We start from the raw sequence: 25,120 nt of genomic DNA, 5'->3' as shown, positions 1-25,120 counted from the left end.
TTCCATAGTGTAGAGACAATCATGTCTTTCGCCGCCGTGGTCCTCGAACTGGCCATCATGGTCGCCACGATGCTCGCGGTCGCGACCCTCGTCGTGGTGGGCCCACGTCGATTGGCTACGGCGCTGACTGACATTCGTGCCCGGCTCAGACCGTGTTTGCTCCCAGCGAGTGTCCTCGCGCTCGTCTTACTCTTTCGGTGGGGGACCGTCGACATCGTCATCCGGCTCGAACGAGACGTCATCGGCATCAGTATCACGCCGCTGCTCGAGTACGTCGAGAACGTGGTGTTGCCCATCAATCCAGTCGTCACGCTCCAGTCACTTCAGACGCCCGAGCTAACCGCCTACTTCGTCTTTATCTATATCTATGGCTATGCGTTTCTCCTGTTGTTCCCGTTCGTCGCGTACTTCGCACTCGAGTCTGCCGACGAACTGCGTAATCTGATCTTCGCGTTCGCGTTGAACTACGGGATCGGCCTGTTTTGTTATATGCTGTTCATCGCAGTCGGGCCACGGAATCTCGTGGGGGAGTTCGAGGGGCTGCTCTACATTGCGTTCCCGCAGTCGGGGCTGCTTACACACGAGGTAAACCAGAACACGAACGTTTTCCCCTCGCTGCATACGTCCCTCGCGATGACGGTGTTCTTTTTCGCCTGGTACACGCGCGAAGAGTATCCGGCCTGGCTCGGTATTGCCGGAATCATCGCGATCAGTGTCGCGATTTCGACGATGTATCTCGGCATTCACTGGTTCTCCGACGTCGTCGCGGGAACGCTACTCGCGCTGTTCAGCGTCTACGTTGCTCGACGGTACACGATCGACGAACTCTACTGGAACGCTCGAGGCTATCTCGCGACCCGGATTAACCGGCTCGAGCGACCAGGCAGATCGTAGTGCTGTCGAGAGACCACCCGCCGCCGATCACCGGTATCCCGACGTTTTCGGTACTCGAACCCGACCGCTGATGCATGGTACTCTTCTGGCACCGCCGTGACTTACGGGTGCGTGATAACTGTGGCCTCGAGCAAGCAGCATCGTTCGACGAGCCACTCGTCTCGCTGTTCGTGCTCGACCCGACCGTCCTCGAGCATGCGTCGCCGGTCCGTGTCGCATGTCTGCTCGACGGGCTTTCGGCACTTCGGGAACAGTACCGTGAGCGCGACAGCGATCTCCTCGTTCGCCGAGGTGAAGCGAGCAAGGTCGTTCCCCAGGTTGCCTCAGAAGTCGAAGCGTCGACCGTCGTCTGGAACGAAGACTACAGCGGCCTCGCCAGCGAACGTGATCGGGCTGTCACCGCTGCGCTCGAGGACGACGGCGTCAGGCTCGAGTCGGTCCACGATGCGATCTGTCACGAACCCGGCTCGATCACGCCCAACCAGGGTGAGCACTATTCGGTCTTTTCGTACTTCTGGAAAAAGTGGCGTGACCGGGAGAAGCAATCGCCAGTAGATGCTCCGACGGCGGCCGACCTCGGAGAGGTTCGTGGCGACCCCCTCCCGTCGCTCGAGGAGTTAGGCTTCGAAGAGCCCGAGGTGTCTTTCCCGTCGGTGACCCCGACGGCTGCTCGCGAGCGCGTCGCGTCGTTCTGCTCCGGACCGATCTACCGGTATGCCGAAACGCGGGACGTCCCGTCAGCGGGGATGACCTCGCGGCTTTCACCACACCTCAAGTGGGGCACTGTCGGCGTTCGCGAACTGTACGCCGCGACCGAGCGCGCAGCCGACCGTGCGGAAGACGGCGACGCTCGAGCGAGCGTCCGTGAGTTCCAGCGACAGCTCGCCTGGCGGGAGTTCTACGCACACGTCCTGGCGTTCAATCCGGAGACGGTATCCGAGAACTTCTCCGGCTATCAAAACGGGATCGAGTGGCACAACGACCCCGAGGAACTCGAAGCGTGGCAGGCGGGTCGGACCGGCTACCCGATCGTCGACGCGGGAATGCGCCAGCTTCTCGAGGAGGCGTGGATGCACAATCGGGTTCGGATGCTCGTCGCGTCGTTTCTGACGAAAGACCTCCTGATCGACTGGCGTGAGGGGTACGACTGGTTCCGGCGGCACCTCGCAGACCACGAGACGGCGAACGACGTCGGCGGCTGGCAGTGGGCAGCTTCGACCGGGACCGACGCCCAGCCGTACTTTCGGGTGTTCAACCCAATGAAACAGGGCCGGGAGTACGACCCCGACGCCGAGTACATCCGCCAGTACGTTCCGGAACTTGCGGATGCCAGCTCCGACGAGATCCACGGCTGGCACGAACTCGAGCCGTCCGAACGTGAGGCGGTCGCTCCCGACTATCCGGCCCCTCTCGTCGACCACGGCGAGCGCAGGACGATGGCGATCGAGACGTTCGAACGGGCCCGCGGCGACGGGTGAGCGACCCGATCACCCTGGGGACAGTACCGACTTCCATGCGACCAGCCGAAGGATGAAGTTCTCGTTCTGCGTCGGCTGGCCGATCCCGCGGGGGTCCGCTGCCGTCCGTGTCAGGCACACGAAGGGAGACTCATCACTCATTCGAAAACAGACGCCTGCTCGGAGCTCGTTCCGGTTGGTTTCGCAGCACCTCGAATTCGCTCTCGTTTCCTCTTCAAGCGCTGTCGCTCACGTCGGACCGGATCGAATACGCGACGGAGTGGTCGTCGATCTGGGAACTGCCCGCACGAGTCCGGTCGCCATTCGATAGGCGATCCGATCCGTCGGCAGTTTGCGCGCGGTAAGCCGCCAGAATCCGGGTGACTGGAGTGTGAGCTTGCAGATCCCTCTGGAGTCGGTTCGGTAGCGTCGTGATCCAGCCTCGACCGTCGCATCTTCGATCGGTCGGTTCGTTCCGTCGTGAACGCGGACGGTTATCGATTCCCCGACCGGAACCTCACGCCGTTCGATCTCGAGCATGAGCTGGCGGGTCACTCTCATGATGCTTCCTATCACGTAGCGCTCGTAAAACCACAGCCTGCGGTTACTCGTCGATGTCGATCGACCGCTCCTGTTCGCTCGAGCGGTAGATTCCGTCGACGACTCGCTGGACGGTCAGGGCCTCCGAGACGCTGTTATCGTGGGGGTTCTCCGCGAGGATGCGATCGAAGAAGGCCTGCTGTTCGTCGGCGTGGGTGTCGTTCTGAGTCGCTTCGATCCCCGTATCCTCGAGATGGTCGGCACCGACGTTGCTCGCCGAATGAAAGCTCAGATCTCCCTCGAGTAAGTCGAAGCGGGCTGCCGACTCGGTGCCGCGAATGATGAACTCGTGAGTTGCTGGCCGGTTCGTCGCCCAGGCCACCTCGAGGCTGATCGTCCGCCCGTCGCGACACCGAACGAACGCGCTCGCGGAGTCGTCGACGTCGAATCCCGACGGGCCGGCGTCGTCGGCCCACATCTCTAGATAGGCGTAATCCTCACGCGCGCCGAACGTTCCGCGGGTGACACCGCTGACTTCCTCGACCGGCGGGTAGCCAAGAAGGTAGAGTGCGAGGTCGATAGCGTGGACGCCGAGGTCGATGAGCGCACCGCCGCCGGCGATCTGTCGTCGAGTGAACCACGAGCCCCGGCCGGGAATGCCTCGTCTGCGGACGTAGTTCGCCTCCACGTGTGTGACCTCGCCCAGGTCTCCGCGTGCCAGTCGGTCGCGGACGATCCGAACCGCGTTCGCAAATCGGTTGTTAAATCCCACCATCCCGTGACTTTCGGCATCGGCTGCTGCGTCGGCGATCCGTGTCGCGCTCTCGAGCGAGTGGGCGAGTGGCTTCTCGAGGAGGACGTGGAGGTCCCGTTCGAACGCGTCGATCGCGTACTGCTCGTGATACTTGTTTGGCGTCGTGATGATCACGGCGTCGACAGTGTCGTACAGTTGCTGGTGGTCTTCGAACACGTCGACGTCGTACCGTCTAGCGAATCGACGTCTCGCCTCGTCGACGACGTCCATCCCACCGACGAGCGTGACGTTTCGGTCGACGAGCCGCTCTGCGTGATACTGGCCGATATTCCCGAGGCCGACGATTCCGGTCCTGATGCCGCGTCGATCAATTGTCATTTGTTGTGTCGTGACTGTCTGTATCCCAACTGGTACACCGGTATTCGCTATATCGAATCTTCGTTTTGCGCTACCTTCTGTCCATCGCCACCCGAGTTAGCTCTGGGAAAGAACCGAGCGGTAATTCACTCGGCCTTGGCCGCCGTTAGCCCTGACTCCTGGTCGGATCGACTCGTGAGATCATGGACTATGAACGATCGCGCTGACGATGGCGGCGCGCTGGCGTTGGCCGCCGGTCAGTCTCGGTCCAGTAGAAAACACAGTGAATACGCACTGTCACGTTCGTCGGCGTAGCGATCACCGATCTCGTCCCGGAAACAGCGAGCAAAGGTGTCCAAGGGGTACCCCGCAGTCGAGTACGCTATGACGGTTCCCACACCACCCTCGAGAACCACGGGCGACAGTACTGGTCAGACGGTGACGTGGAGAAAAGACGGGATTGTCACGGCCGACTGCTGTCCGAGTCCCCCCGATGGGTCAGCAGCGAGCGCTCAGTCTTTGATCTCCGGCGGTTCGTGTCGCCCGATGTGAATCTCGTGGGCCTCGATGTCCTCGAGTGCGGCGACGCGGCCGCCGATGGTCACGTTCGTACCGTCCTCGGTTTCGACGGTCAACGCGGCGACCTCCTCGCTCACCTCGAAGGAGACGTCGAGCACGCGGCCGCGGACGATGCGCGTTCCACCGACCTCGACATCTCGTCCCTCGATCGTCGCATAGAACTCTCCGCCTTCGTCGATGAGGTCTTTTACACAGCGGCGAATCGAGGCGTACCGACGTGGGTACGAGCGGTCCGTCCCGTTCTCGCCGAGGGTCCGTTCGGCGGTCGTCCAGAGAACCGTTCCGAAGAAGGCGGAAACCAGAAACCCAAGCGCCGACCGGTTGAAGATGACGCCGTAGCGGTCCTGGTCGTCACGGAGGGCGTCCTGGGTCGCATAGACCGAGTAGTTTCCGTCGGCTACAGCGACGACTGGGGTCGTGATTCCACGCCGAGATCGGGCCGATGTGGCGACCTCGAAGTAGTCGAACTCCTCCGGATCTGGGGCCTCGGAAGCTGGCGTCACGATCAGGTCGACGCTGACGCCGTCGTCGATCGTCGCCGAGAGTTCGTCTTCGTAGCGAACCAGTAGATCTGGCGTCAACGACAGCGAGAGTTCGTACTCGGCGGCGTCGATGACCTCCTCTAGGTATCGAAGGATCGTCGACCGCGACTTGACGAGTGAAACCGCCTCGGTCTCTCGAGCGGGGGCGGTGTAGCGGGCCTCGAGTTCGTCGATCATTCGCTCGAGTGACGTCTGGACGTTATCGAACGCTTCGCTCGGATCGATTGCGACGACTTTCATCGGACGGGACTCGCGCAGTTCGACCAGGCCGCGATCGCTCAAGCTCCGAACGGTGTCGTACACCCGTGGCTGGGGGATGTCCGTCCGGTCGGCGATTTCGCTTGCCGTGAGCTGGCCCTGCTCGAGGACGGTCAGATAGGCGTCGATCTCGTACTCTCCGAGGTTGAACCGGTCCCCGACGCGCTCGACCGTCGAGCGCAGTTCGTCTGGTGCCATACTCGGGGTACGTTCTCGATGGGTAAATGATTTATTACACATCGAGTAGCACGCATTTCCGAAATAGTGTAGTTTGTCGCCAGTCGGCGGGTCGCCCGTCGGTCACTCGTGGCCGATAGGTCGTCTGCATCCACCCTCCCCCAGGTCGCCCATCAGCCGTATGATTCCGGAACAGGCAGTCCTCACCTTGGTTCGGATCCGTCAGAACCCTTAACCACCACGGGCATGAGTGTGATGCCATGCGACCGGTCTTTCAGCTGAACGGGCCCGACGCAGTCGAGGACGTAGAGGGCACTTTGCCCGGCCCCGTTCCCGATTACGCAGTCGAAATCGGGCTTGCTGTCGTCGTGCTCGTCGTCGGCTGGTATCTCTCGAAACTCGCAGTTCGACTTACGGGTCGGTCGGTCGCCCGCCGAATCGAACGTCCGAGCGTCACGCGAACCGTCTTACGTGGAGTCAGGCTCTCTGTTCTGTTGCTCACGGTCGTCACCGTTGCGAGCATACTCGGGGTCAGCGGCACCGAAATCCTCCTGTCGGTGACCGTGATCTCTGCGGTGATCGCCGTCGTGCTCGCGCCGCTCGTCGGGAGCTTCATCAACGGTGTGTTCGTCCTCGCTGACCGCCCCTACGAGATCGGCGACATGATCGAGATCACCGACGAGGGGCACAAGGGGTTCGTCGAGGATATCACGATTCGCTACACGAAGATCTTCACCCTGCAAAATACGTTTATCGTCATCCCGAACGCCGAAATCCAACAACGGGACGTGATCAATTACTCCGCCGAAGACGAACGAACGCGTATCGCCGTGTCGTTCGAGATCACCTACGACAGCGATCTCGAGTCGGCGTGTCAGACAGCCGAGCGGGCTGCTCGAGGTGTTGAAAACGTCATCTCGGGCGGTCCGGACATTCGGATCGGCAGCGCACGATACGCCGCGGCACCGCGGTGTGTCATCAACGAGTACGCGGACAACGGCATCGTCCTCGAGTTGTACGTCTGGCTCAAACACCCGTACCGACAGGCAGTCGATCGGTCGATGGTCCAACAAGCGGTACGCGATCGATTCACCGATCTCGATGTCGAGTTCGCCTATCCACACCGACATCACGTCTTCGACGAAACGAGCGGCGTTGCACGTATGACCGTCGACGACGTCGGACCCGACGGCCAATTTATCGACCCGGCCGCCCAACACGGTGAGGACTCCCCAGGCTCTGGCGAGCAGTAATCGAAACTCCAGCCGGCTGGTATCGTCCGTGGTATTTTATACCTCGTCCGATCGAACTCGAAACGATTACGAAATGTACGATGACGTTCTCATCCCGACGGACGGAAGCGATACCGTCTCCGAGACGCTCGATCACGCGCTCCCAATCGCAGCAGCCAACGACGCGACGGTTCATGCACTGTACGTCGTCGACAGTCGGATCACTGCTGCAGCGTCCGACGCCGACGCCTCTACTTTAGCCCAGTCGCTCGAGGCCGAAGGACAGGACGCCGTCGCCGACATCGAGACGCGCGCGGCAGACGATGGCCTCGAGACGACCGGCGAGATCCAGAGTGGAACACCCGCAAAGACGATTCTCGAGTACGCCGACGAACAGGGCATCGACCTCATCGTTATCGGCACGCGCGGGAAAAGTCCACGCGAGAAAGTGACCTCACTCGGGAGCGTCTCCGAACGCGTCGTCGATAACGCGTCGGTCCCGGTGTTCGTGGTTCGCGACGCCGGAACCTGATCCGCTGCGACGCCAAACGACGATTCGTTTTCTGCTTACGCGCGTGCGCTCTCGACCGTGATAACCTCACACTCGAGGTGGTTTCGCAAGTAGCGGTCGATGTCTGGATTGTCGGTGAACCGCCGGAAAAGTCGGTGCAGCCTGCTTGCCTGTTTGTTTCCGATGACGACCGCGTCGGCGTCTTCGGCTGCCACCTCGTCGAGAATACTCTCTTCGACCAGAAATCCCGTCCGGACGACGTATCGGACGTTTTCAAGGGGGCCGAACGATCGTTCGACGGCATTTTTCAGATCGATTCGCGTCACTTTCTTCCCGTTCTGATAGAGATTAACGTGGAGGATCGTTAACGTCGCATCACGCTCGCGAGCGATCTGGATCGCCCGCTCGAGCGTTCGCCTCGAGTGTTTCGACAGGGGATACCGAACGGGGACCACGACCAGCGCCATTACGGACTCGAACGATACGCGGCCGGGTAAAGGTTTCAGTTGGCCCCAACCTAGATGGGTAACCGTCCCATACTCACGCACCTTGCTTTCGTATCGTGGATTTTGCCCGCCCGGATCGTTATTCGCGACGATAGTATCGGACAGACAGCCATTTACCGCGTGCAGCGTAATCTCTGACTATGCGCCCGACTTCGACCGAGGACGGGAAGACGGTCTACGTCTCCTCGAGCGATGGGGATCGGGGATCGAAGGGTCCCTTCCTCGTTGCGTACGAATCACGCAGCGGTGACCGCCGATACGGCTGGTTCTGTACGAACTGTGAACGCATCGACAACGCGATGGACTCTATGGGCCGGATCAAGTGCAACGTTTGTGGGAACTTCCGCAAGCCCACCGAGTGGGACGCCGCCCACGAGTAGCGGTCGGACCGACAAACCGTTTATCGCTCCCGGGCTGTCCGGTCGTACGCCACCGATAGGGCCTAACATGCTATTACTGTTCAGTTGACCGGCACGTAATCGCTTGAGTGTTCACGAACTGGCTCTCACTGCGTGCAACCGTCAGTCTCTTTCGGTAATCGCTTGTCGAGTGCCAACGTTTATGATGATTGCCGTTGTAGCTATGCACTGAATGGGTCCTGTTAACATGCGACTCGTCGAGCAGGCCAGGTCGATATTCGCAGAGCTCGGTTACACCGTCGAGGGAACTGGGCCGGAGTTTCGTGCCGAACGCGCGTGGAAGGTCGTCCACGTAAACCCGGTCCTCGAGAACTATACGCTTCCGACGTCATCCGGGCAGTTCCACTGTTTCGTCGTCCAGCCGGATGATGCCGACGATCTCGAGGCGACACTCGAGCGAGAGCAGCCAAGCTACGAGTGGGCGATTATCGTGGTCGACGGAGAAGAGTATCAGGTCGAACGGGCCCCGCCGGGACCGCGCGTCTCGGCCTAACCGCCGCTCAGCTTATTCTCGCAGCGCGCGTCGTGTCGCCGTTACGCCCGCGCCCGGATCGACGTCCGCACCCATCGACTCGAGTACGTCGCCGAGTGCCGTCACGACGAAGATCACGTTCCCCGGCTGGGCCGAGTGGCCCATACAGCCGATCCGGAAGATCTCGCCGTCGAGATCGCCCAGTCCGCTCGCGATCTCCAGATCGTAGCGCTCGAGCAGTGCCGAACAGACGTCGCCGTCGTCGATTCCATCGGGCACGCGAACGGCGTTCAGACTCGGCAGCCAGTATTCGTCGGATGCGTTCATCTCGAGCCCCATCGCCTCGACGCCGGCTTTCAACGCGCCGGCGACCCGCTCGTGGCGGGCCCAGCGCTCCTCGATGCCTTCTTCAGCGACCAGCCGCAGGGCCTCGCGGATCGCGTAGACGTTCGTGACTGGTGCGGTGTGGTGATAAGCGCGTTCGTCACCCCAGTAGCCCTCGAGCAACGAGAGGTCGAGGTACCATGAGCGTGGGTCTTCGTCCCGGGAGAGTACCTTCTCCATCGCGTCGTCCGAAAGCGTCAGTGGACTCGCACCCGGCGGACAGGAGAGACACTTCTGCGGGCCGGAGTAGGCGACGTCGATTCCCCACTCGTCGACGCGCAACTCGACACCACCGAGAGAGGTGACGGTGTCGGCGATCACGAGTGCGTCGTGGTCGTGGGCCGCCGCGGTGAGTTCGGGGACGTCCGGCTGGAGGACCCCGGTGCTGGTCTCGGCGTGGACGAAGCCGAAGACGTCTGGCTGGTGTTCGGCGAGTGCGTCGTTGACATCGTCGGGATCGAGCGGTTCGCCCCACGGTGCGTCGACTTCGGCGACCTCTCCGCCAGCGCGGCGGGCCATCGAGGCCATCCGACTGCCGAAGTAGCCGTTCGTGGGGACGAGCATCGTATCGCCGGGCTCGACGACGTTCCCGATCGCAGCCTCCATGGCGGCCGAGCCGGTTCCCGACACCGGGATCGTCCACCGGTTGTCAGTCCGGAAAGTGTAGCGCAATAGCTCCTGGACCTCGTCCATGATCTCGACGAACGATGGATCGAGATGACCCACGAGCGGCGTACTCATCGCACGCAGGACACGTGGATTGACGTCGCTCGGTCCGGGTCCCATCAGCGTTCGCTCCGGTGGCGTCAGTTCGCCGATCTCGGATACGTCGATCGAATCGTCAGTACCTGCCATGCGCGATACGTCGTTTCGGCACCCGTAAAAACGTTCTCGCATCGGATATCCGTACGATCACACGCAAGCCGCCCCGGTCGACCGGCTGGTCCGATACGACCGACGACAGGTCACAGACTGTGATTGCTGCAATCACTAGCCATACATTGATGAGCTATCATGGTGTACATCTGGAGGCAATGGTGTTCAAGAAGATCACGCTGATCGGAACCAGCACGGAGAGTTTTGACGATGCCGCGGACGACGCCATCGACCGCGCCGAGGCAACGCTTCAGAACGTCTACTGGATCGAAGTCGACGAACTCGGCGTCGAAATCGCGAGCGCTGAAAACCGGGAGTACCAGGCCGAAGTCACCGTCGCCTTCGAACTCGAGGACTGACGATCGGCCCGCTCTCTCGAGTCTCACCGCTCTGCGTCACGGGCCTCGAGTGAAAAACGGACGTGGACGTCGATACCGACAGCCGCTATGTCCGGAACGATTCTCCACACCCACACTCGCTGACGACGTTCGGGTTCTCGACGTGGAACCCCTGTGACTGGAGTCCCTGTTCGAAGTCCAGCACACTCCCTTCGATGTACTTCTGGCTCGCTGGGTCGACGAACACCCGCAGATCGTGGTGTACGTAGATCGTGTCGTCGTCATCTGGCGCGTCGTCGAAGCGCATGCCATACGAGAGGCCAGCACAGCCGCCTTGCTGAACGAACAGACGAAGGCCCGCCTCAGAGGGATCGAGCCCCTCGCTTTCGAGCAACGAAAGCGCCTGCTCGGCCGCATTTTCTGTCACTTCGATCCTGGGGCGCGTTTCCGCGCTTTCGCCGTCCACGCTGTTCGTGCTCATATCACCTTATTCCGGCGCGACGATGTTAACTGTGACGCCACTCGAGGTGATGCTAGCCTGATTTGGTTTACTTGCCGAAGAAACCGAGCGACGTGGCGCGGTTACGGGTCTCTCCCTTCGGTCCGCTCGAGGCGTCGTCTGACACTCTCAGCGTGGGCCTCGAGTCCTTCTGCCTCGGCCAGTGTGGTGATCGCATCACCGATCTCTGCGAGACCAGTCGACGAGAGTCGCTGGACCGTCGTCGAACGCAGGAACGTCTCGACCGACAGCCCACCGGTTACACGCGCTCCCCCGTTAGTCGGCAGGACGTGATTCGTCCCACTCGCGTAGTCTCCCGCAGCGACAGGGGTGTCCGGCCCCAGGAAAACACTGCCGACGCTGTCGATGCGCTCGAGGATCGCCTCGTCGTCTTCGGCGACGATTCCGAGGTGCTCGGGAGCATACGCTTCAGTGAAGAGGATCGCTTCACTCATCGACCGACCATAGAGAACGCCACTCGTCTCGTTGGACAGCGCTTGACGGATTACCTCTTCGCGCTCGCGTGCGCCCGCCTGTTCGTCGACGGCTGCCCCAATGGCTTCGGCGGTCGGTTCGTCGTCGGTTACGGCCACCACCGACGCGTTTGGGTCGTGTTCGGCCTGGGCGACCAGTTCACTCGCCACAAGGCCAGGATCGGCCGTCTCGTCGGCGACGACGACCACTTCGCTCGGGCCCGCGAGGAAGTCAATCTCGACGTCCCCTCTAACTTCGGCTTTGGCAGCCGTCACCCACTTGTTCCCCGGTCCGACGATCTTCTGTGCTCGATCGATCGTCTCGGTCCCGGAGGCCAGCGCTCCGATGGCCTGTGCGCCACCAACGCTGTAGACGGCGTCCGCGCCCGCGAGGTGAATCGCCGCGAGGGTCACTGGATTCAGTTCGTCCGCCGGCGGCGTTACAACCGACACGTGCTCGACGCCCGCGACTTTCGCCGGGACGACGCCCATGACCGCACTCGAGGGGTACGCCGCCGAACCCCCAGGAACGTAGACCCCGACGCGCTCGAGCGGCCGGAAGCGACGCCCCAGCTCGCGTCCCTCGGTGAACTCTCGGCGCCAGTCTTCGGGTAGTTGTGCCTCGTGGAACTCCCTGACGTTCGCAACAGCCGTCTCGATGGCCGCCTGCACCTCCTCGTCTACGTCGTCCAGTGCTCGTTCGCACTCGTCGGTGATCTCGAGGTTGCCAACAGTGACGCCGTCGAACTCTTCAGTAAATTCTCTGACAGCGACGTCACCCTCCGTTCGAACCCGATCGACGATCTCACGCACGTCGTTTCTGATCGCTTCGATTCCTGCGTCGCGCTCGAAAAAGGCGGTGCGATCGTCCGGCCCGAGATTCGCGATCGCCCGCACATTAACATCCATACGCGTGCGTTCGTGTGCTCGTCGAAAAACGGTTTCCTTACGCGTCCGGGTTCTCGACCTCCCAGATTCCGATGGCGTCTAAGGTCGCCCGCACGAAGAGGTAAACGAGTACCACGAACCCGGCTAGGATAATCGGTGCCTGAAGCAACTCGGCGACGTCGCGTCCGAACGCGAGTTGGCCGAACCCTCGGACGAAAAAACTCGCGATGACGAGCCCGAACCCGATAACTGCGAGTTTGACGAATCCGGATCGATCCATACGCAACTCTACGTCTGTGGTCGCTAAATCCTATCGGCTACCGTCTCCGGATTCCGGCTTCGTCTACGCTAACGGGTCATCCATATCTCTACTGCTCGGCGTCCGTCAGCCGGTCACGTGCTCTTTTCGGTGATCGCACAGGTGGGTTTCACTGCTCTGTGCTGAGCATAGCACTTCACTCTATCCTACCGCTTTTGTATCACCACGTTGTGCGCAGCTCGAGACGAAATTCGAAGTACGTGTGCCGTTTTCGTTCGTGACTACCCAACGTGGATCACCCTGTATCTAAGACGACGGCCTTATGTAATGACCCGGCACTCGGTTAGAATGCAAACGACGTGGCCCACGCGGCCACGTTCCCTCCGGCCGTGTTCCGGCACGGAGGCAGGAACCTATCCCCGCCTCGTTGGAACGTCGATCGAAGTCGGCGCTCACGGTGGGTAATGAATCGTGCTGCGTTCCGGTCGCTTCTGGCGACCACAGGACGACGCCCTTATATACATGGGCCAACTCCGATATGATACGCAGAACGCGTCGCCGGATGTGGTTTCCGGAGCGCGACCGATCCGTTGCCCTTAAGTGTACGAGGCTGTTCGGATACGGTTGCAAAGAACGCGTGATGGACGGGCCGTTGGATTCGGTCCGTCGTCTTGGGCCTGCTCGAAGTCGAAGGGGTTATGTACTCCTGGTGGCTTACGATTAGGTCCGAAGGAAATGAGGATTTCACCCCTGCGGTCCGCCGTACAGATGGGATCTGATGTTAGCCTTGGTAGTTCGGTGACGCCAGATCGGTCGTCGATCGCGGTCACCGAACGTGGACCCATTTAGTGTGAGTGCATTAGCATTCACCGCCAAACCCTCCCTTCACAGGGAGTTATAGCATTCCGGTTGATCCTGCCGGAGGTCATTGCTATTGGAGTCCGATTTAGCCATGCTAGTTGCACGAGTTCAGACTCGTAGCAGATAGCTCAGTAACACGTGGCCAAACTACCCTATGGATCCGGATACCCTCGGGAAACTGAGACTAATCCGGGATACGAGTCCCAGGCTGGAACTGCCGGGACTCAGAAATGCTCCGGCGCCATAGGATGTGGCTGCGGCCGATTAGGTAGACGGTGGGGTAACGGCCCACCGTGCCGATAATCGGTACGGGTTGTGAGAGCAAGAGCCCGGAGACGGTATCTGAGACAAGATACCGGGCCCTACGGGGCGCAGCAGGCGCGAAACCTTTACACTGCACGCGAGTGCGATAAGGGGACTCCAAGTGCGAGGGCATATCGTCCTCGCTTTTTCCTACCGTAAGGTGGTAGGCGAATAAGGGCTGGGCAAGACCGGTGCCAGCCGCCGCGGTAATACCGGCAGCCCAAGTGATGACCGCTATTATTGGGCCTAAAGCGTCCGTAGCTGGCCAGGCAAGTCCGTCGGGAAATCCGCGCGCTTAACGCGCGGGCGTCCGGTGGAAACTGCGTGGCTTGGGACCGGAAGACCTGAGGGGTACGTCTGGGGTAGGAGTGAAATCCCGTAATCCTGGACGGACCACCGGTGGCGAAAGCGCCTCAGGAAGACGGATCCGACGGTGAGGGACGAAAGCTCGGGTCACGAACCGGATTAGATACCCGGGTAGTCCGAGCTGTAAACGATGTCTGCTAGGTGTGCCACAGGCTACGAGCCTGTGGTGTGCCGTAGGGAAGCCGTGAAGCAGACCGCCTGGGAAGTACGTCCGCAAGGATGAAACTTAAAGGAATTGGCGGGGGAGCACTACAACCGGAGGAGCCTGCGGTTTAATTGGACTCAACGCCGGACATCTCACCAGCACCGACAGTATGCTGTGAAGGTCAGTATGATGAGCTTACTGGAGCTACTGAGAGGAGGTGCATGGCCGCCGTCAGCTCGTACCGTGAGGCGTCCTGTTAAGTCAGGCAACGAGCGAGACCCACGTCCCTAATTGCCAGCAATACCCTTGCGGTAGTTGGGTACATTAGGGAGACTGCCAGTGCCAAACTGGAGGAAGGAATGGGCAACGGTAGGTCAGTATGCCCCGAATGTGCTGGGCGACACGCGGGCTACAATGGTCGAGACAGTGGGATGCAACTCCGAGAGGAGACGCTAATCTCCGAAACTCGATCGTAGTTCGGATTGCGGGTTGAAACTCACCCGCATGAAGCTGGATTCGGTAGTAATCGCGCCTCAGAAGGGCGCGGTGAATACGTCCCTGCTCCTTGCACACACCGCCCGTCAAAGCACCCGAGTGAGGTCCGGATGAGGCCCCGTCAGGGGTCGAATCTGGGCTTCGCAAGGGGGCTTAAGTCGTAACAAGGTAGCCGTAGGGGAATCTGCGGCTGGATCACCTCCACAGATCGGGATCAGGCCGATGGCCTGACCCACCTTATGTAGCGTTTTACGCTACGGCGAACCGTGGCGCTTTGCGCCACACGGTCTACGTTCGATCGACCCATCGTCGGCCGATCGGGCACCTTTGAACTACCAAGGCTAACATAACACCCTGTCTCGCTGTCGTGAGACGTGAGACAGGGGTGGGCCCATAGCTCAGTGGGAGAGTGCCTCCTTTGCAAGGAGGATGCCCTGGGTTCGAATCCCAGTGGGTCCATACCTCGGATGGGATCGAGATCCGTGCCCTTAAGTGTGGCAAGGAACTTTGATCTGATCCGAACGAAACCGATGCACCACTCCGCGCAAGCGTGAGTGGGAAGGGTTGATGCAGGCCCGTTAGTCAGCGGGCGTGCAGATGAGACCGTGTGTACGTGTAGTCCAGGCGTCCACTGGACCCGTTCCCGGGTCACAATCGTCACACTTCGGTGTGACGACATTCCGTTGCGATTCTATCGCAACGTCGATCCGATGAACGTGGCTACTGTGCCAGCTGGTGGATCGCTCGGCTTGAGAGCTGAAGAAGGACGTGCCAAGCTGCGATAAGCCTGAGGGACCCGCACGGAGGGGAAGAACTCAGGATTTCCGAATGGGAATCCCCACCGCAATTGCTTCGCGCAATGGGGAACGCCGAGAACTGAAACATCTCAGTATCGGCAGGAAAAGAAAGCAAACGCGATGTCGTTAGTAACGGCGAGTGAACGCGACGCAGTCCAAACCGAAGCCTTCGGGCAATGTGGTGTTCGGACTGACGATCACTTCACGAAAATCTGTAGGAAGTCTCTTGGAACAGAGCACGAGACAGGGTGACAGTCCCGTAGTACGGATGAGTACCGAACGAGTCAGCTCCAGAGTATCGGGGGTTGGATATCCCTCGTGAAGATCGCGGGCATCGACCGCGAAGACTAAACACTCCTCAAGACCGATAGCGAACAAGTAGCGTGAGCGAACGCTGAAAAGCACCCCAAGAAGGGAGGTGCAATAGGGCGTGAAATCAGTTGGCGATAGAGCGACGGGGCTTAGAAGGCCCTGAGAGAAACGACCGCAACGCGAGTTGCCAGTAGAAATCTCGGGGAGCCGAAGTTCCGTCGTACGTTTTGAAAAACGGACCAGGGAGTGTGCCTGATTGGCGAGTCTAACCTGAGTATCAGGGAAGGCAGAGGGAAACCGACATGGCCGCAGCACTTTGTGTGAGGGCCGCCGTCTTCAAGGGCGGGGAGTCAATCGGGCACAACCCGAAACCGGATGATCTAGGCATGGGCAGGGCGAAGCGTGGCGAAAGCCACGTGGAGGCCCGTTAGCGTTGGTGTCCTACAATACCCTCGCGTGATCTATGTCTAGGGGTGAAAGGCCCATCGAATCCGGAAACAGCTGGTTCCAACCGAAACATGTCGAAGCATGACCTCCGCCGAGGTAGTTCGTGGGGTAGAGCGACGGATTGGGAGATCGCACTCCGAGAGGAGTGTGCCTCCCTGTCCAACTCCGAACCTACGAACGCCGTCGACGCGGGGAGTCCGGTGCGCGGGGTAAGCCTGTGTACCGTGAGGGAGACAACCCAGAGCTGGGTTAAGGTCCCCAAGTGTGGACTAAGTGCGATCGAAGGTGGTCGCAAGCCCTAGACAGCCGGGAGGTGAGCTTAGAAGCAGCTACCCTCTAAGAAAAGCGTAACAGCTTACCGGCCGAGGTTTGCGGCGCCGAAAATGATCGGGGCTCAAGTCCACCACCGAGACCTAGCGGCGCAGTCAGTGAGTGCGATCCCGTAGGTTGGCGTTCCGTTCGGGTGGAAGCACGGAAGAGATTTCGTGTGGACCGTGCGGTAACGAAAATCCTGGTCATAGTAGCAGCGTGAGTCGGGTGAGAACCCCGACGGCCGAACGAGTAAGGGTTCCTCAGCAATGCTGATCAGCTGAGGGTTAGCCGGTCCTAAGTCCTGCCGTAGATCGAGCAGGTCGAAAGGGAAATAGGTTAATATTCCTATGCCAGTGTGCACTCAAAGCCGACGCTTTGGGGCCGCCTCTACCGGGCTTTCGCCCGGTCGAACAGTCGAAATTCGTGGAAGCCGTAATGGCAGGAAGCGAACGAATGGCTGGATAGCGCAAGAGAGGTCAACCTAGAGCCCGTGAAAAGGCAAGCACACTGTCCGTACCGAGATCCGACACAGGTACTCGTGGCGGCGAAAGCCAAGGTCTGTCGGGAATAACCGACGTTAGGGAATTCGGCAAGTTAGTCCCGTACCTTCGGAAGAAGGGATGCCTGCCTCGGAAAGAGGCAGGTCGCAGTGACTCGGACGCTCCAACTGTCTAGTAACAACATAGGTGACCGCAAATCCGTAAGGACTCGTACGGTCACTGAATCCTGCCCAGTGCGGGTATCTGAACACCCAGTACAATGGGACGAAGGACCCGTTAACGGCGGGGGTAACTATGACCCTCTTAAGGTAGCGTAGTACCTTGCCGCTTCAGTAGCGGCTTGCATGAATGGATGAATGAGAGCGTCACTGTCCCAACGTTGGGCCCGGTGAACTGTACGTTCCAGTGCGGAGTCTGGAGACCCCCAAGGGGAAGCGAAGACCCTATAGAGCTTTACTGCAGGCTGTCGCTGAGACGTGGTCGCTACTGTGCAGCATAGGTAGGAGCCATTACACAGGTACCCGCGCTAGCGGGCCACCGAGGCATCATTGAAATACTACCCGGTAGTGACTGCGACTCTCACTCCTGGCGGAGGACACCGGTAGCCGGGCAGTTTGACTGGGGCGGTACGCGCTTGAAAAGATATCGAGCGCGCCCCAAGGTTTCCTCACCCGAGTCGGAGACTCGGGAAAGAGCGCAAGAGCATACGGAAGCCTGACAGTGTCCGGCACAACAACGGACGCTGACGCGAAAGCGTGGTCTAGCGAACCAATTCGGCTGCTTGATGCGGCCAATTGCTGACAGAAAAGCTACCTTAGGGATAACAGAGTCGTCACCCGCAAGAGCACATATCGACCGGGTGGCTTGCTACCTCGATGTCGGTTCCCTCCATCCTGCCCGTGCAGAAGCGGGCAAGGGTGAGGTTGTTCGCCTATTAAAGGAGGTCGTGAGCTGGGTTTAGACCGTCGTGAGACAGGTCGGCTGCTATCTATTGGGGGTGTTATTGGTTCCTGACGGGAACGTTCGTATAGTACGAGAGGAACTACGAATGGGTGCCACTGGTGTACCGGTTGTTCGAGAGAGCACGTGCCGGGCAGCCACGCACCACGGGGTAACGGCTGAACGCATCTAAGCCGGAAACCCACCTGGAAAAGAGGAACCGCGGAGGCCACTCGTAGAAGACGAGTTCGATAGACTCGGGGTGTACGCGTCGAGGCAACGAGACGTTGAGCCCGCGAGCACTAATCGGCCAAGCCACACACTCATAACTACAACGCATTTGGATCGGACCCGAGAACGGGTCCAGACGCAAACTGGACTACACGTACACACGGTATTAGACATGACATACGACCGATGATGGTCTTGTGACGGTTCGACTCCGTCGATCGGCGTTACGGCGGCCAGAGCGGCGAGGGACCTCCCGTACCCATCCCGAACACGGAAGATAAGCTCGCCCGCGTATCGGCAAGTACTGGAGTGGGAGACCCTCTGGGAACGTGGATTCGCCGCCGACTACTCATATAGGATTAAGCCTCCAGAGCAGCAGCTCTGGGGGCTATCCGTATTTGTGAACTGGATAGCGTACGGTGTCGAACTTTCGTGCGTTCCCCGCCAGCGCCAGCGCCAGCGCCGCTTGGTACTGGTCGCTGTCACACAAACGGCTACTGGCGGCTCGCCGACAGCTATGTTCACAAAATATAATCTTGTTCGAGATACATTTCAGTAATAGCGAGCTGGTGCCGACTGTTCACGGACGGTCGAAATCACGCGTCACCGATAAGACGGCCTGATGAGTCTATCCAGTATCAAGCAGTTGGATGTGTCACCCGGAACACTAACGTCCAGCCTCATCCCGTGGCGGCATGCCGTGTCAGCTGGCTAACCCTCGTGCCGGGTGGGGGACACAGAAGCGGTCCCCAGTTCAGTAGTGTGGCGTGCCCGGGTTCGCCGTTCCGTCATCGCACCCGAATGGGTATACTCGGACGGGGACTAGAGGCACGCAATTAACATACGAGTGGGAGCCGTTTAACGGTTTCAGTCTGGCTACGATCGACTGACGCTCGAGGGAGGGGAAGCCGAGTAATACATTTCAAAGTATACTTGCCAAGGGTAACGGAGCCGTTTTCATCACGTTTTCCCCGAGCTAGGCCGCTCCGGACATGTCTCGGCTCGCTGAAGTTGCCGGGGACGGTTTGGTTGGGAGATCGCATCCGAACGGGACGGTGCGGTATGACTCGTCGGCGGTCATCGCCCGGGGGGACGTAGCGGATTACACCTCGAATAAAGACAGATCAATACGCTATCGGAGCGGAATGGAGGAGCCAGCGTAGTGCACTGGTCGAAAGCCGAGATCAGTAGAGATACTGGTCTTCGACAAACTGGACGTAGTTGCCGTTGCGATAACGGTACTTTCGCTTCTTGTAGCCCGCCAGAATCTTCATCGCGTCGAGTCCTGCAGAGTACCGCTTCGAGAGCAAGACGTCGTCGGCGCCGTCAGCTTGCATGTCGGTAACGACGTCGAACGCCCGGTCCCAGTCGTCGGGTTCGTAGTCCTCGACGATGTCGGCGAAGGCGACGTTGCGCAAGATTTCGTCGCCGATCGCTCGCTTCCAGAGTTCGTTGTAGTGCTCGAGCGAGTCGGTCGCAGCGAGTCGTCCAGCGATCTTTCCGGTTCGGACGGCGACGTGGTAGCCGCCCTCGTGGAACGCGGAAGTGGCTCCCATCGCACCGCCGGCGACGGCGATGTTTGCACCAACGGGAGAGTCGATCGGTCGAGTCGACGAGATCGGGTACGTTTCCGTCCCCTTCGATTTGCCGCGGTCTTCGGCGATCGGAATGTCCGTTTCGACGTCGTACTCGTCACCGTATTCACGTTCGAGCAGACGGGTGATGTACTCGGAGCCCGATGGGAGTGTTTCGTCGTCGGGTTCTAAGAGCACGTATGAACTTGGATTGTCGACATCCTCGAGCCGCATGCCAATCGGCATCGTGAGCCCGACACGGGCGACGGTGCCGTCGTTAGGGAATACCCAGGGGTAGGCGGTCTCGCCGGGGATATATCCCCACCAGAATTTAAGCCGGTCGTCGAACTCCTCGAACAGCTCCGGAGGGAACTCGCGGTACTCCTGGTAGGCGATGTGGTTGGCTTCGGGTGGCGAGAGGTGATTCGAGATGCTTCGTCCGGGTGGGGTGAACTGATCGAGTGCGTCGATCGTCACCCGACGTTGTGGACCGTCAGCGAGGACGACGTACTGGGCTTCGAGCTGGTCGCCGCTCGAGAGAGTGAGCGTGTGGGTTGGTCCTTTTGGACTCGAGGCTCGAAGGTTTGTCTCGAGGTCGGTGACGCTCGTTCCGATGCGGATCTCGGCTCCGGCGTCGGTCGCGCGTTCGTGGAGCCAGTCGTCCATTCGCGTTCGGTGAAAGGTGTAGCCGAACTTGGGGTAGCTCGCGTCGATCCCCGTCGTCGTCAACTCGAGGGCTGACGACGGGCCGATGAATTCGGTGGCCTCAAGTTCCCGATGGATCACGCCGTCGGGAATCTCTCGGTAGTCGAAATCCATAATGTCGATCCAGTAATCGAGTATGCCGGCTGCGTCGGTCGAGTCCGGCCCGAGCGCGTCGCGGTCCTCCCGGGGGACACCCTGCTCGAACAGGACCGTCTCGGCGCCATGGGAAGCGGCCCGTTCCGCCGCGGACGTACCCGCGGGACCACCACCGACGATCGCGACGTCTACGCGTTCCATATTCTCTGTGGACTCAGCGGCCCGTATTAAACTGCCTGCATTTCGGGCCTGGAATCGATGGCAACGGGCTGGTAACCGTGAGACGAACGTTTTTAATCACGTCGGTCAAGCACCCGTACATGACGGAACACGATGGTGACGATTCCGGACGTGAGCCGACGGGAACCGATTCGACGAACGTCCTCGTTCTGCGGCGGGGAACCCACGGCGTGCCGGTCGAACGGTACGTCGAGGCGATTCGTGACCGACTGCCGGACCACACGGTCGAACTCGCACGGACGCCGGCCGAAGAGCGAGACGCGATCCGCACCTCGCGGTACGTCACGGGGATGACGTTCGAGGACGACCTTCTCGAGGCTGCAGAGAACCTCGAGGTGTTCGCCTGCGCGTATGCTGGGACCGACCATTTGCCGATGGACGCGCTCTCTGACCGTGGTGTCACTGTGACGAACGCTTCCGGGGTTCACGGGCCGAACATGGGCGAGCACGTCCTTGGGTCGATCCTGCACTTCACGCGGCGGTTTCACGTCGCTGCCCGCAGACAGCGCCGTCGAGAGTGGCGACACTACAAGGCCCACGAACTGCAGGGATCGACGGTTACGATCGTCGGACTGGGCGCGATCGGGACGGCGGTCGCAGACCGTCTCGAGCCGTTCGGCGTCGAAACGGTTGGCGTTCGATACTCTCCGGAAAAAGGTGGGCCCACGGACGACGTGGTCGGCTTCGACCGCGATTCGTTCCACGGTGCCCTCGCTCGGACCGACTATCTCGTGTTGGCCTGTCCGCTCACCGAGACGACACGCGGGCTCGTCGACAGTGCAGCGCTAACGACTCTTAGCCCGGAGTCGGTGATCGTGAACGTCGCGCGCGGTCCGGTCGTCGACACGGATGCGCTGCTCACAGCATTGCGCTCGGGCCAGATTCGCGGCGCATCGCTCGACGTGACTGATCCGGAACCGCTCCCGGAAGACCACCCACTGTGGAACCTCGGGAACGTTCAGATCACCCCACACAACGCAGGACACACGCCGAAGTACTACGATCGACTGGCCGACATCGTCGCCGCAAACGTCCGGCGAGTGGACGAAAAGGGGCCAGCCGCGGCTTTAGAGAATCAGGTCGTTCCCTGACTCGAGGCTGGATCGGAGGCTACCGAGTCGGTAATCGCCGCGCCCGTGTGTACTTTTTTGACGGTCTATCTCCAATGGTGCGTATGAACCAGCACCCAGGCGTCGACGCTCGCAGCTGTGCTGTCGTATCGACCGACGGATTGACGACGCGAACCGGGGGACGTCGATGACGCTTACGTTCGACGACACGGTGATCGTTCCGCTCGCCGACCCGGACGACGCCGAGCGAACCGCAACGGCGCTTGCAGCGTATGTCGAGTCCTCGAGCACCGTCGTCCTTGTCAACGTGATCGAGAAGGGTGGCGGTGCGATCGACAAAGCTCCCCTGGAGCGGCGCAAGGAGTACGCCGAGGAGATCTACGAGCGCGCCCGCGAGGCACTCGCGGACTCGCCTGCAACCGTGGAGACGGCGACGTTGTACGGCACCGACGTCGTCGAGACGATCTTCGAGGCTGCCGAAGAGCGTGAGGCAGATGCGGTCGTGTTCAACCCCCGGAAGGGGAACCGGATCGCTGAGTTGCTGACCGGCGACGTGGCTCGCCGGCTGGTCAGGGAGGCGAAGGTACCCGTCGTTACACTCCCCAAGTGAGGTGACGTCAAAAGAACGGTAGGCGACCAGTGAGAGCCGAGATGCTGGCGAGTGACGAACCAACTCGAGTTATCTTCCGTCTGGTGACGTTATCGCGTGGATGACTCGCCGCCGTCAGTCCGAGCAACTGTCATCTCGCGCTCGTCGCCCGATTTCCCTCGAGCGAGGAGGTCGGCTCCCGGGTCGGCCAGCGAGACGAGGTTCGTCGCGGGATCGAAGGTGGCGAGGCCGGCGTCGGCGAGCGCCGGCAGGTGGGCGTGTCGAAGCGAGAGCCGGAGACACCGACGGGTTCCGAGCAGCGCATCCCCGAGCTCGGCGATACGGGCTCGCTCGTCGCCCGTCTCCTCGAGCACGAGGTGGTCAGCGAGGTCGACGACTGACGTCGGCGTGGCCGTTGTCTGGAGGTGCTCGAGGATCGTTCGATACCGCGGGTCCGACAGCAGCGAGGCCGCGTCGTCGGTCGCCGGTGACGTCGACGCCGGCGAACGCAGCGATTCGGGGTCGGAGATGACGGGTAACACGGTCGGTCGTACGAAGCCAGTGCGTTAGTACGCACCGCCAAATTGCGTGGGTAACTCGCTCTCGATCACCGGCGACACCGGTATAGACGAACAGGTGTGCTGGTCTGTGTGTTTGGCCAGCCGGTGCTATCGTTCTCGCCAGTGGCGTCGAAAATAACGAGTGGGCTCTAGAGGTAGCCCTTCTCGAGCAGCAGTTCGCCGTTGAGGACGCTCGCGCCGGCTGCGCCACGCATCGTGTTGTGGGCGAGGCAGTTGTACTGGAGGCCGAACGTCGATTCGCGGATACCGCCGGCGGAGATCTTCATTCCATCGCCGAGGGTGCGGTCGAGTCGTGGCTGTGGTCGGTCTGGTTCCTCGAAGACTTCGATGAGTTGGCCCGGCGACGAGGGCAGGTCGAGGCCGGGGTACTCGCGCATAGCCTCGGCGGCTTCCTCGGGGCTCACGTCGGATTCGGTCTCGACGAAGACGTTCTCGAGGTGGCCGTCGATCGTCGGGATGCGGTTACAGGACGCACCGACCTCGACGTCGTGGAGGTCGAGTGCTGCACCCTCGAACGTACCCAGCAGTTTCTTCGATTCGGTCTCGAGTTTGTCCTCTTCGCTGCCGATGTAGGGGATGGCGTTGTCGATGATCTCCATCGAACTGACGCCGTCGTAGCCAGCACCGGAGACGGCCTGCAGGGTGGCGACGTGGACTCGCTGGAGGCCGAACTCCTCGAGCGCGGCGAGCGTCGGGACGAAGGTGATCGTCGAGCAGTTGGGGTTTTTCACGAGAGCGCCGTCCCAGCCGCGCTCGTCGCGCTGGACCTCGAGCAAGTCTATGTGGTCGGCGTTGACCTCGGGGATGACGAGGGGAACGTCCTCCGCCATCCGGGCGTTCGAGGAGTTCGAGGAGACGACGTAGCCCGCCTCACAGAAGTCGGGTTCGACCTCGGAACCGATACTCGAGGGGAGCGACGAAAAGAGGAGGTCGACGTCGTTTGGGACCTCCGCGGGATCGGTCGCCGTGACGGTCATCTCGGCGACGTCCGCGGGGATGGGGCTGTCGACGCGCCATTTGGCCGCCTGTCGATACGTCTTGCCGGCGCTCGACTCGCTCGCGGTTAGCGCCGCGATCTCGAAGTCGGGGTGGGGCTCGAGGAGCTGAATCAATCGCTGTCCGACGGCGCCGGTCGCACCGAGTACGCCAACTCGTACTGCCATTTTCCGCCACTCGGTCGTGTGCCCGCAAAACCGTTTGGATTTGTGTCGATCCGGTCGGTTCTACACCGGTCGTTTGGCGTCGACGTGGCCGCTGTACTTGAAGAGCCTGCATAGAAGGGATTAAGAAACCGGGGTGATATCTAGAGACCAATGCAACGCGAACGTCACGCGATGGGAACGGCTCAGCGACCGGTCGGCGACGACCAGGGGTGGTCCGAATGACGGCCTCGTCTACGAGTTCCGACAACATCGGCCTGTTCAAATCGCCGTTCAGCATCGTCTCGGCAGGTGTCGGCGTTATCTCCCTGTTGGCCAGCGTGGCCTTCCTCTGGACGGGGTATCAGGAGTCGACGCTGCCGGTCGCTGGGACCGAACTCTCGATCCTGACCGGCCTCGTCGGATTCATGCTTGCGCTGCTCGTCGCTGTCACCGCCCTCTTCATGGCGGCGTTCATGGAGCCGGGCTTCGACCACTGACACTGTTGGACAGAACTCGTGTGAGACGACGCCGTGTCTCCGGCAAATTCTCTTCGCTGACTACTGTTTGCCAGTATGTCCAATCGCTCGATCCCATCTCTCGTTGGATCGATTATCCTGATTCGGGCCAAACACTGTCGTAATCGTTCTTTGAACGTCTCGAGTGGCTATCGGCGCGTTCGCTGACGGGAAGCGAACTCGAGTAGAACAGCCGATTTACGCTGCGGCCTGCGAACTCTTCTTGCGGGTGACGTAGCCGGCGATCCGGTTTCGGACGCCTTTCGATTCGACGTTCGTGAGTTTGTTGACGCTCTCTTTGTTCTGTTCGAAGTCGGTCGTGAACGCGTCCGGGTACTGTTCCAGGAGGATGTTCCCGGTCTTCTTGACGTAGGCCGGTTTGATTGCCATGTCCAATCGTTCGTCCAGAGGCTCTTAATCCCTTTCTCTTTCGGTCGGTGACCGAGTTCGAAGAGAGTCGACTGGCGACCGAACGAGCTGTCCCG

Annotated in this window: 22 protein-coding genes, 1 tRNA gene and 3 rRNA genes; 14 read left to right on the top strand and 12 right to left on the bottom strand. The window is 60.7% G+C overall.

Annotation, left to right across the window (positions count from 1 at the left end; all coding sequences use genetic code 11):
- The first annotated feature begins 21 nt into the window (after positions 1–21).
- Complete coding sequence (locus AArc1_RS09715; protein ID WP_117364180.1) at positions 22–894, top strand: phosphatase PAP2 family protein; 873 nt, start codon at positions 22–24, stop codon at positions 892–894.
- A gap of 74 nt (positions 895–968) precedes the next feature.
- Positions 969–2,372, top strand: coding sequence for a cryptochrome/photolyase family protein (locus tag AArc1_RS09710; protein WP_117364179.1), 1,404 nt, complete (start codon positions 969–971; stop codon positions 2,370–2,372).
- Positions 2,373–2,600: 228 nt separating this feature from the next.
- On the opposite strand, the gene AArc1_RS09705 is transcribed toward AArc1_RS09710, so the two are convergent.
- The 3 genes from AArc1_RS09705 to trmB form a co-directional block, all read right to left on the bottom strand.
- Entirely contained in the window at positions 2,601–2,912 is a 312-nt protein-coding gene (locus AArc1_RS09705; RefSeq protein WP_117364178.1) for a carboxypeptidase regulatory-like domain-containing protein, read from the bottom strand.
- A gap of 43 nt (positions 2,913–2,955) precedes the next feature.
- Positions 2,956–4,023, bottom strand: a complete 1,068-nt coding sequence (locus AArc1_RS09700; RefSeq protein WP_117364177.1) for a Gfo/Idh/MocA family protein — start codon at positions 4,021–4,023, stop codon at positions 2,956–2,958.
- A gap of 491 nt (positions 4,024–4,514) precedes the next feature.
- Positions 4,515–5,579 (bottom strand): HTH-type sugar sensing transcriptional regulator TrmB, encoded by a 1,065-nt coding sequence (trmB, locus tag AArc1_RS09695; protein ID WP_117364176.1) that lies wholly within the window; start codon positions 5,577–5,579, stop codon positions 4,515–4,517.
- A 239-nt stretch (positions 5,580–5,818) separates the two neighbouring features.
- Between trmB and AArc1_RS09690 the strand changes: the two genes are divergently transcribed.
- The gene (locus tag AArc1_RS09690) at positions 5,819–6,811 is read left to right on the top strand and encodes a mechanosensitive ion channel family protein (protein WP_117364175.1); all 993 of its coding nucleotides are present in this window, start codon (positions 5,819–5,821) and stop codon (positions 6,809–6,811) included.
- Between the two features lie 73 nt (positions 6,812–6,884).
- The gene (locus tag AArc1_RS09685; RefSeq protein WP_117364174.1) at positions 6,885–7,322 is read left to right on the top strand and encodes a universal stress protein; all 438 of its coding nucleotides are present in this window, start codon (positions 6,885–6,887) and stop codon (positions 7,320–7,322) included.
- Positions 7,323–7,357: 35 nt separating this feature from the next.
- Here the strand turns inward: AArc1_RS09685 and AArc1_RS09680 are convergent, their stop codons facing one another.
- Positions 7,358–7,768, bottom strand: coding sequence for a universal stress protein (locus AArc1_RS09680; RefSeq protein ID WP_117364173.1), 411 nt, complete (start codon positions 7,766–7,768; stop codon positions 7,358–7,360).
- Between the two features lie 179 nt (positions 7,769–7,947).
- On the opposite strand from AArc1_RS09680, the gene AArc1_RS09675 reads away from it, so the two are divergent.
- Positions 7,948–8,187: a DUF5816 domain-containing protein gene (locus AArc1_RS09675; RefSeq protein WP_117364172.1), complete on the top strand. Its 240-nt coding sequence runs from the start codon at positions 7,948–7,950 to the stop codon at positions 8,185–8,187.
- A gap of 226 nt (positions 8,188–8,413) precedes the next feature.
- Positions 8,414–8,719: a DUF7116 family protein gene (locus AArc1_RS09670; protein WP_117364171.1), complete on the top strand. Its 306-nt coding sequence runs from the start codon at positions 8,414–8,416 to the stop codon at positions 8,717–8,719.
- A 12-nt stretch (positions 8,720–8,731) separates the two neighbouring features.
- On the opposite strand, the gene AArc1_RS09665 is transcribed toward AArc1_RS09670, so the two are convergent.
- Positions 8,732–9,937 (bottom strand): pyridoxal-phosphate-dependent aminotransferase family protein, encoded by a 1,206-nt coding sequence (locus AArc1_RS09665; protein ID WP_117364170.1) that lies wholly within the window; start codon positions 9,935–9,937, stop codon positions 8,732–8,734.
- A 179-nt stretch (positions 9,938–10,116) separates the two neighbouring features.
- On the opposite strand from AArc1_RS09665, the gene AArc1_RS09660 reads away from it, so the two are divergent.
- Positions 10,117–10,317: a dodecin gene (locus AArc1_RS09660; protein ID WP_117364169.1), complete on the top strand. Its 201-nt coding sequence runs from the start codon at positions 10,117–10,119 to the stop codon at positions 10,315–10,317.
- A gap of 85 nt (positions 10,318–10,402) precedes the next feature.
- Here the strand turns inward: AArc1_RS09660 and AArc1_RS09655 are convergent, their stop codons facing one another.
- The 3 genes from AArc1_RS09655 to AArc1_RS09645 all read right to left on the bottom strand — a co-directional run bounded on the left by AArc1_RS09655 (position 10,403) and on the right by AArc1_RS09645 (position 12,436).
- Positions 10,403–10,777, bottom strand: a complete 375-nt coding sequence (locus AArc1_RS09655; protein WP_117364168.1) for a HesB/IscA family protein — start codon at positions 10,775–10,777, stop codon at positions 10,403–10,405.
- A gap of 101 nt (positions 10,778–10,878) precedes the next feature.
- Positions 10,879–12,177, bottom strand: coding sequence for a histidinol dehydrogenase (gene hisD / locus AArc1_RS09650; protein WP_117364167.1), 1,299 nt, complete (start codon positions 12,175–12,177; stop codon positions 10,879–10,881).
- A gap of 37 nt (positions 12,178–12,214) precedes the next feature.
- The gene (locus AArc1_RS09645; RefSeq protein WP_117364166.1) at positions 12,215–12,436 is read right to left on the bottom strand and encodes a hypothetical protein; all 222 of its coding nucleotides are present in this window, start codon (positions 12,434–12,436) and stop codon (positions 12,215–12,217) included.
- Positions 12,437–13,317: 881 nt separating this feature from the next.
- On the opposite strand from AArc1_RS09645, the gene AArc1_RS09640 reads away from it, so the two are divergent.
- The 4 genes from AArc1_RS09640 to rrf all read left to right on the top strand — a co-directional run bounded on the left by AArc1_RS09640 (position 13,318) and on the right by rrf (position 18,470).
- A 16S ribosomal RNA gene (locus tag AArc1_RS09640) occupies positions 13,318–14,789 on the top strand.
- Between the two features lie 183 nt (positions 14,790–14,972).
- Positions 14,973–15,044: transfer RNA gene (locus AArc1_RS09635), tRNA-Ala, on the top strand.
- Positions 15,045–15,296: 252 nt separating this feature from the next.
- Positions 15,297–18,216, top strand: a 23S ribosomal RNA gene (locus tag AArc1_RS09630).
- 132 nt (positions 18,217–18,348) lie between these two features.
- Positions 18,349–18,470: ribosomal RNA gene (gene rrf / locus AArc1_RS09625) — 5S ribosomal RNA — on the top strand.
- Together the 16S, 23S and 5S rRNA genes with 1 tRNA gene alongside form the textbook arrangement of a ribosomal RNA operon.
- Positions 18,471–19,307: 837 nt before the next feature.
- Here the strand turns inward: rrf and AArc1_RS09620 are convergent.
- Positions 19,308–20,699 (bottom strand): NAD(P)/FAD-dependent oxidoreductase, encoded by a 1,392-nt coding sequence (locus tag AArc1_RS09620; RefSeq protein WP_117364165.1) that lies wholly within the window; start codon positions 20,697–20,699, stop codon positions 19,308–19,310.
- 119 nt (positions 20,700–20,818) lie between these two features.
- Between AArc1_RS09620 and AArc1_RS09615 the strand changes: the two genes are divergently transcribed.
- Both AArc1_RS09615 and AArc1_RS09610 read left to right on the top strand, forming a co-directional pair.
- Entirely contained in the window at positions 20,819–21,829 is a 1,011-nt protein-coding gene (locus AArc1_RS09615; RefSeq protein WP_117364164.1) for a D-2-hydroxyacid dehydrogenase, read from the top strand.
- 166 nt (positions 21,830–21,995) lie between these two features.
- A complete protein-coding gene (locus AArc1_RS09610; protein WP_117364163.1) occupies positions 21,996–22,418 on the top strand; it encodes a universal stress protein in 423 nt (140 codons plus the stop codon).
- 89 nt (positions 22,419–22,507) lie between these two features.
- Here AArc1_RS09610 and AArc1_RS09605 read toward each other — a convergent pair whose 3' ends face one another.
- Together AArc1_RS09605 and asd are read right to left on the bottom strand one after the other, a co-directional pair.
- Positions 22,508–22,939, bottom strand: a complete 432-nt coding sequence (locus AArc1_RS09605; RefSeq protein ID WP_117364162.1) for a DUF7344 domain-containing protein — start codon at positions 22,937–22,939, stop codon at positions 22,508–22,510.
- A gap of 167 nt (positions 22,940–23,106) precedes the next feature.
- Positions 23,107–24,141: an aspartate-semialdehyde dehydrogenase gene (gene asd / locus AArc1_RS09600; protein WP_117364161.1), complete on the bottom strand. Its 1,035-nt coding sequence runs from the start codon at positions 24,139–24,141 to the stop codon at positions 23,107–23,109.
- A gap of 218 nt (positions 24,142–24,359) precedes the next feature.
- Between asd and AArc1_RS09595 the strand changes: the two genes are divergently transcribed.
- A complete protein-coding gene (locus AArc1_RS09595) occupies positions 24,360–24,617 on the top strand; it encodes a hypothetical protein (protein WP_117364160.1) in 258 nt (85 codons plus the stop codon).
- Positions 24,618–24,833: 216 nt separating this feature from the next.
- On the opposite strand, the gene AArc1_RS09590 is transcribed toward AArc1_RS09595, so the two are convergent.
- Entirely contained in the window at positions 24,834–25,025 is a 192-nt protein-coding gene (locus AArc1_RS09590; protein ID WP_117364159.1) for a 30S ribosomal protein S17e, read from the bottom strand.
- Positions 25,026–25,120: the final 95 nt, after the last annotated feature.

It is taken from the genome of Natrarchaeobaculum sulfurireducens (assembly GCF_003430825.1).
Classification (GTDB): Archaea; Halobacteriota; Halobacteria; order Halobacteriales; family Natrialbaceae; genus Natrarchaeobaculum; species Natrarchaeobaculum sulfurireducens.
This window is presented reverse-complemented; position numbering and strand designations above follow the sequence as displayed.

What these genes read in the sequence shown, in the direction of transcription:
- AArc1_RS09705 (WP_117364178.1), bottom strand. Translation starts at nt 2,912, where the DNA reads ATGAGAGTGACCCGCCAGCTCATGCTCGAGATCGAACGGCGTGAGGTT.
- AArc1_RS09700 (WP_117364177.1), bottom strand. Translation starts at nt 4,023, where the DNA reads ATGACAATTGATCGACGCGGCATCAGGACCGGAATCGTCGGCCTCGGG.
- AArc1_RS09590 (WP_117364159.1), bottom strand. Translation starts at nt 25,025, where the DNA reads ATGGCAATCAAACCGGCCTACGTCAAGAAGACCGGGAACATCCTCCTG.
- AArc1_RS09655 (WP_117364168.1), bottom strand. Translation starts at nt 10,777, where the DNA reads ATGAGCACGAACAGCGTGGACGGCGAAAGCGCGGAAACGCGCCCCAGG.
- AArc1_RS09645 (WP_117364166.1), bottom strand. Translation starts at nt 12,436, where the DNA reads ATGGATCGATCCGGATTCGTCAAACTCGCAGTTATCGGGTTCGGGCTC.
- AArc1_RS09675 (WP_117364172.1), top strand. Translation starts at nt 7,948, where the DNA reads ATGCGCCCGACTTCGACCGAGGACGGGAAGACGGTCTACGTCTCCTCG.
- AArc1_RS09715 (WP_117364180.1), top strand. Translation starts at nt 22, where the DNA reads ATGTCTTTCGCCGCCGTGGTCCTCGAACTGGCCATCATGGTCGCCACG.
- AArc1_RS09685 (WP_117364174.1), top strand. Translation starts at nt 6,885, where the DNA reads ATGTACGATGACGTTCTCATCCCGACGGACGGAAGCGATACCGTCTCC.
- hisD (WP_117364167.1), bottom strand. Translation starts at nt 12,177, where the DNA reads ATGGATGTTAATGTGCGGGCGATCGCGAATCTCGGGCCGGACGATCGC.
- asd (WP_117364161.1), bottom strand. Translation starts at nt 24,141, where the DNA reads ATGGCAGTACGAGTTGGCGTACTCGGTGCGACCGGCGCCGTCGGACAG.
- AArc1_RS09595 (WP_117364160.1), top strand. Translation starts at nt 24,360, where the DNA reads ATGACGGCCTCGTCTACGAGTTCCGACAACATCGGCCTGTTCAAATCG.
- AArc1_RS09615 (WP_117364164.1), top strand. Translation starts at nt 20,819, where the DNA reads ATGACGGAACACGATGGTGACGATTCCGGACGTGAGCCGACGGGAACC.
- AArc1_RS09620 (WP_117364165.1), bottom strand. Translation starts at nt 20,699, where the DNA reads ATGGAACGCGTAGACGTCGCGATCGTCGGTGGTGGTCCCGCGGGTACG.
- AArc1_RS09690 (WP_117364175.1), top strand. Translation starts at nt 5,819, where the DNA reads ATGCGACCGGTCTTTCAGCTGAACGGGCCCGACGCAGTCGAGGACGTA.
- AArc1_RS09710 (WP_117364179.1), top strand. Translation starts at nt 969, where the DNA reads ATGGTACTCTTCTGGCACCGCCGTGACTTACGGGTGCGTGATAACTGT.
- AArc1_RS09680 (WP_117364173.1), bottom strand. Translation starts at nt 7,768, where the DNA reads ATGGCGCTGGTCGTGGTCCCCGTTCGGTATCCCCTGTCGAAACACTCG.
- trmB (WP_117364176.1), bottom strand. Translation starts at nt 5,579, where the DNA reads ATGGCACCAGACGAACTGCGCTCGACGGTCGAGCGCGTCGGGGACCGG.
- AArc1_RS09610 (WP_117364163.1), top strand. Translation starts at nt 21,996, where the DNA reads ATGACGCTTACGTTCGACGACACGGTGATCGTTCCGCTCGCCGACCCG.
- AArc1_RS09660 (WP_117364169.1), top strand. Translation starts at nt 10,117, where the DNA reads ATGGTGTTCAAGAAGATCACGCTGATCGGAACCAGCACGGAGAGTTTT.
- AArc1_RS09665 (WP_117364170.1), bottom strand. Translation starts at nt 9,937, where the DNA reads ATGGCAGGTACTGACGATTCGATCGACGTATCCGAGATCGGCGAACTG.
- AArc1_RS09670 (WP_117364171.1), top strand. Translation starts at nt 8,414, where the DNA reads ATGCGACTCGTCGAGCAGGCCAGGTCGATATTCGCAGAGCTCGGTTAC.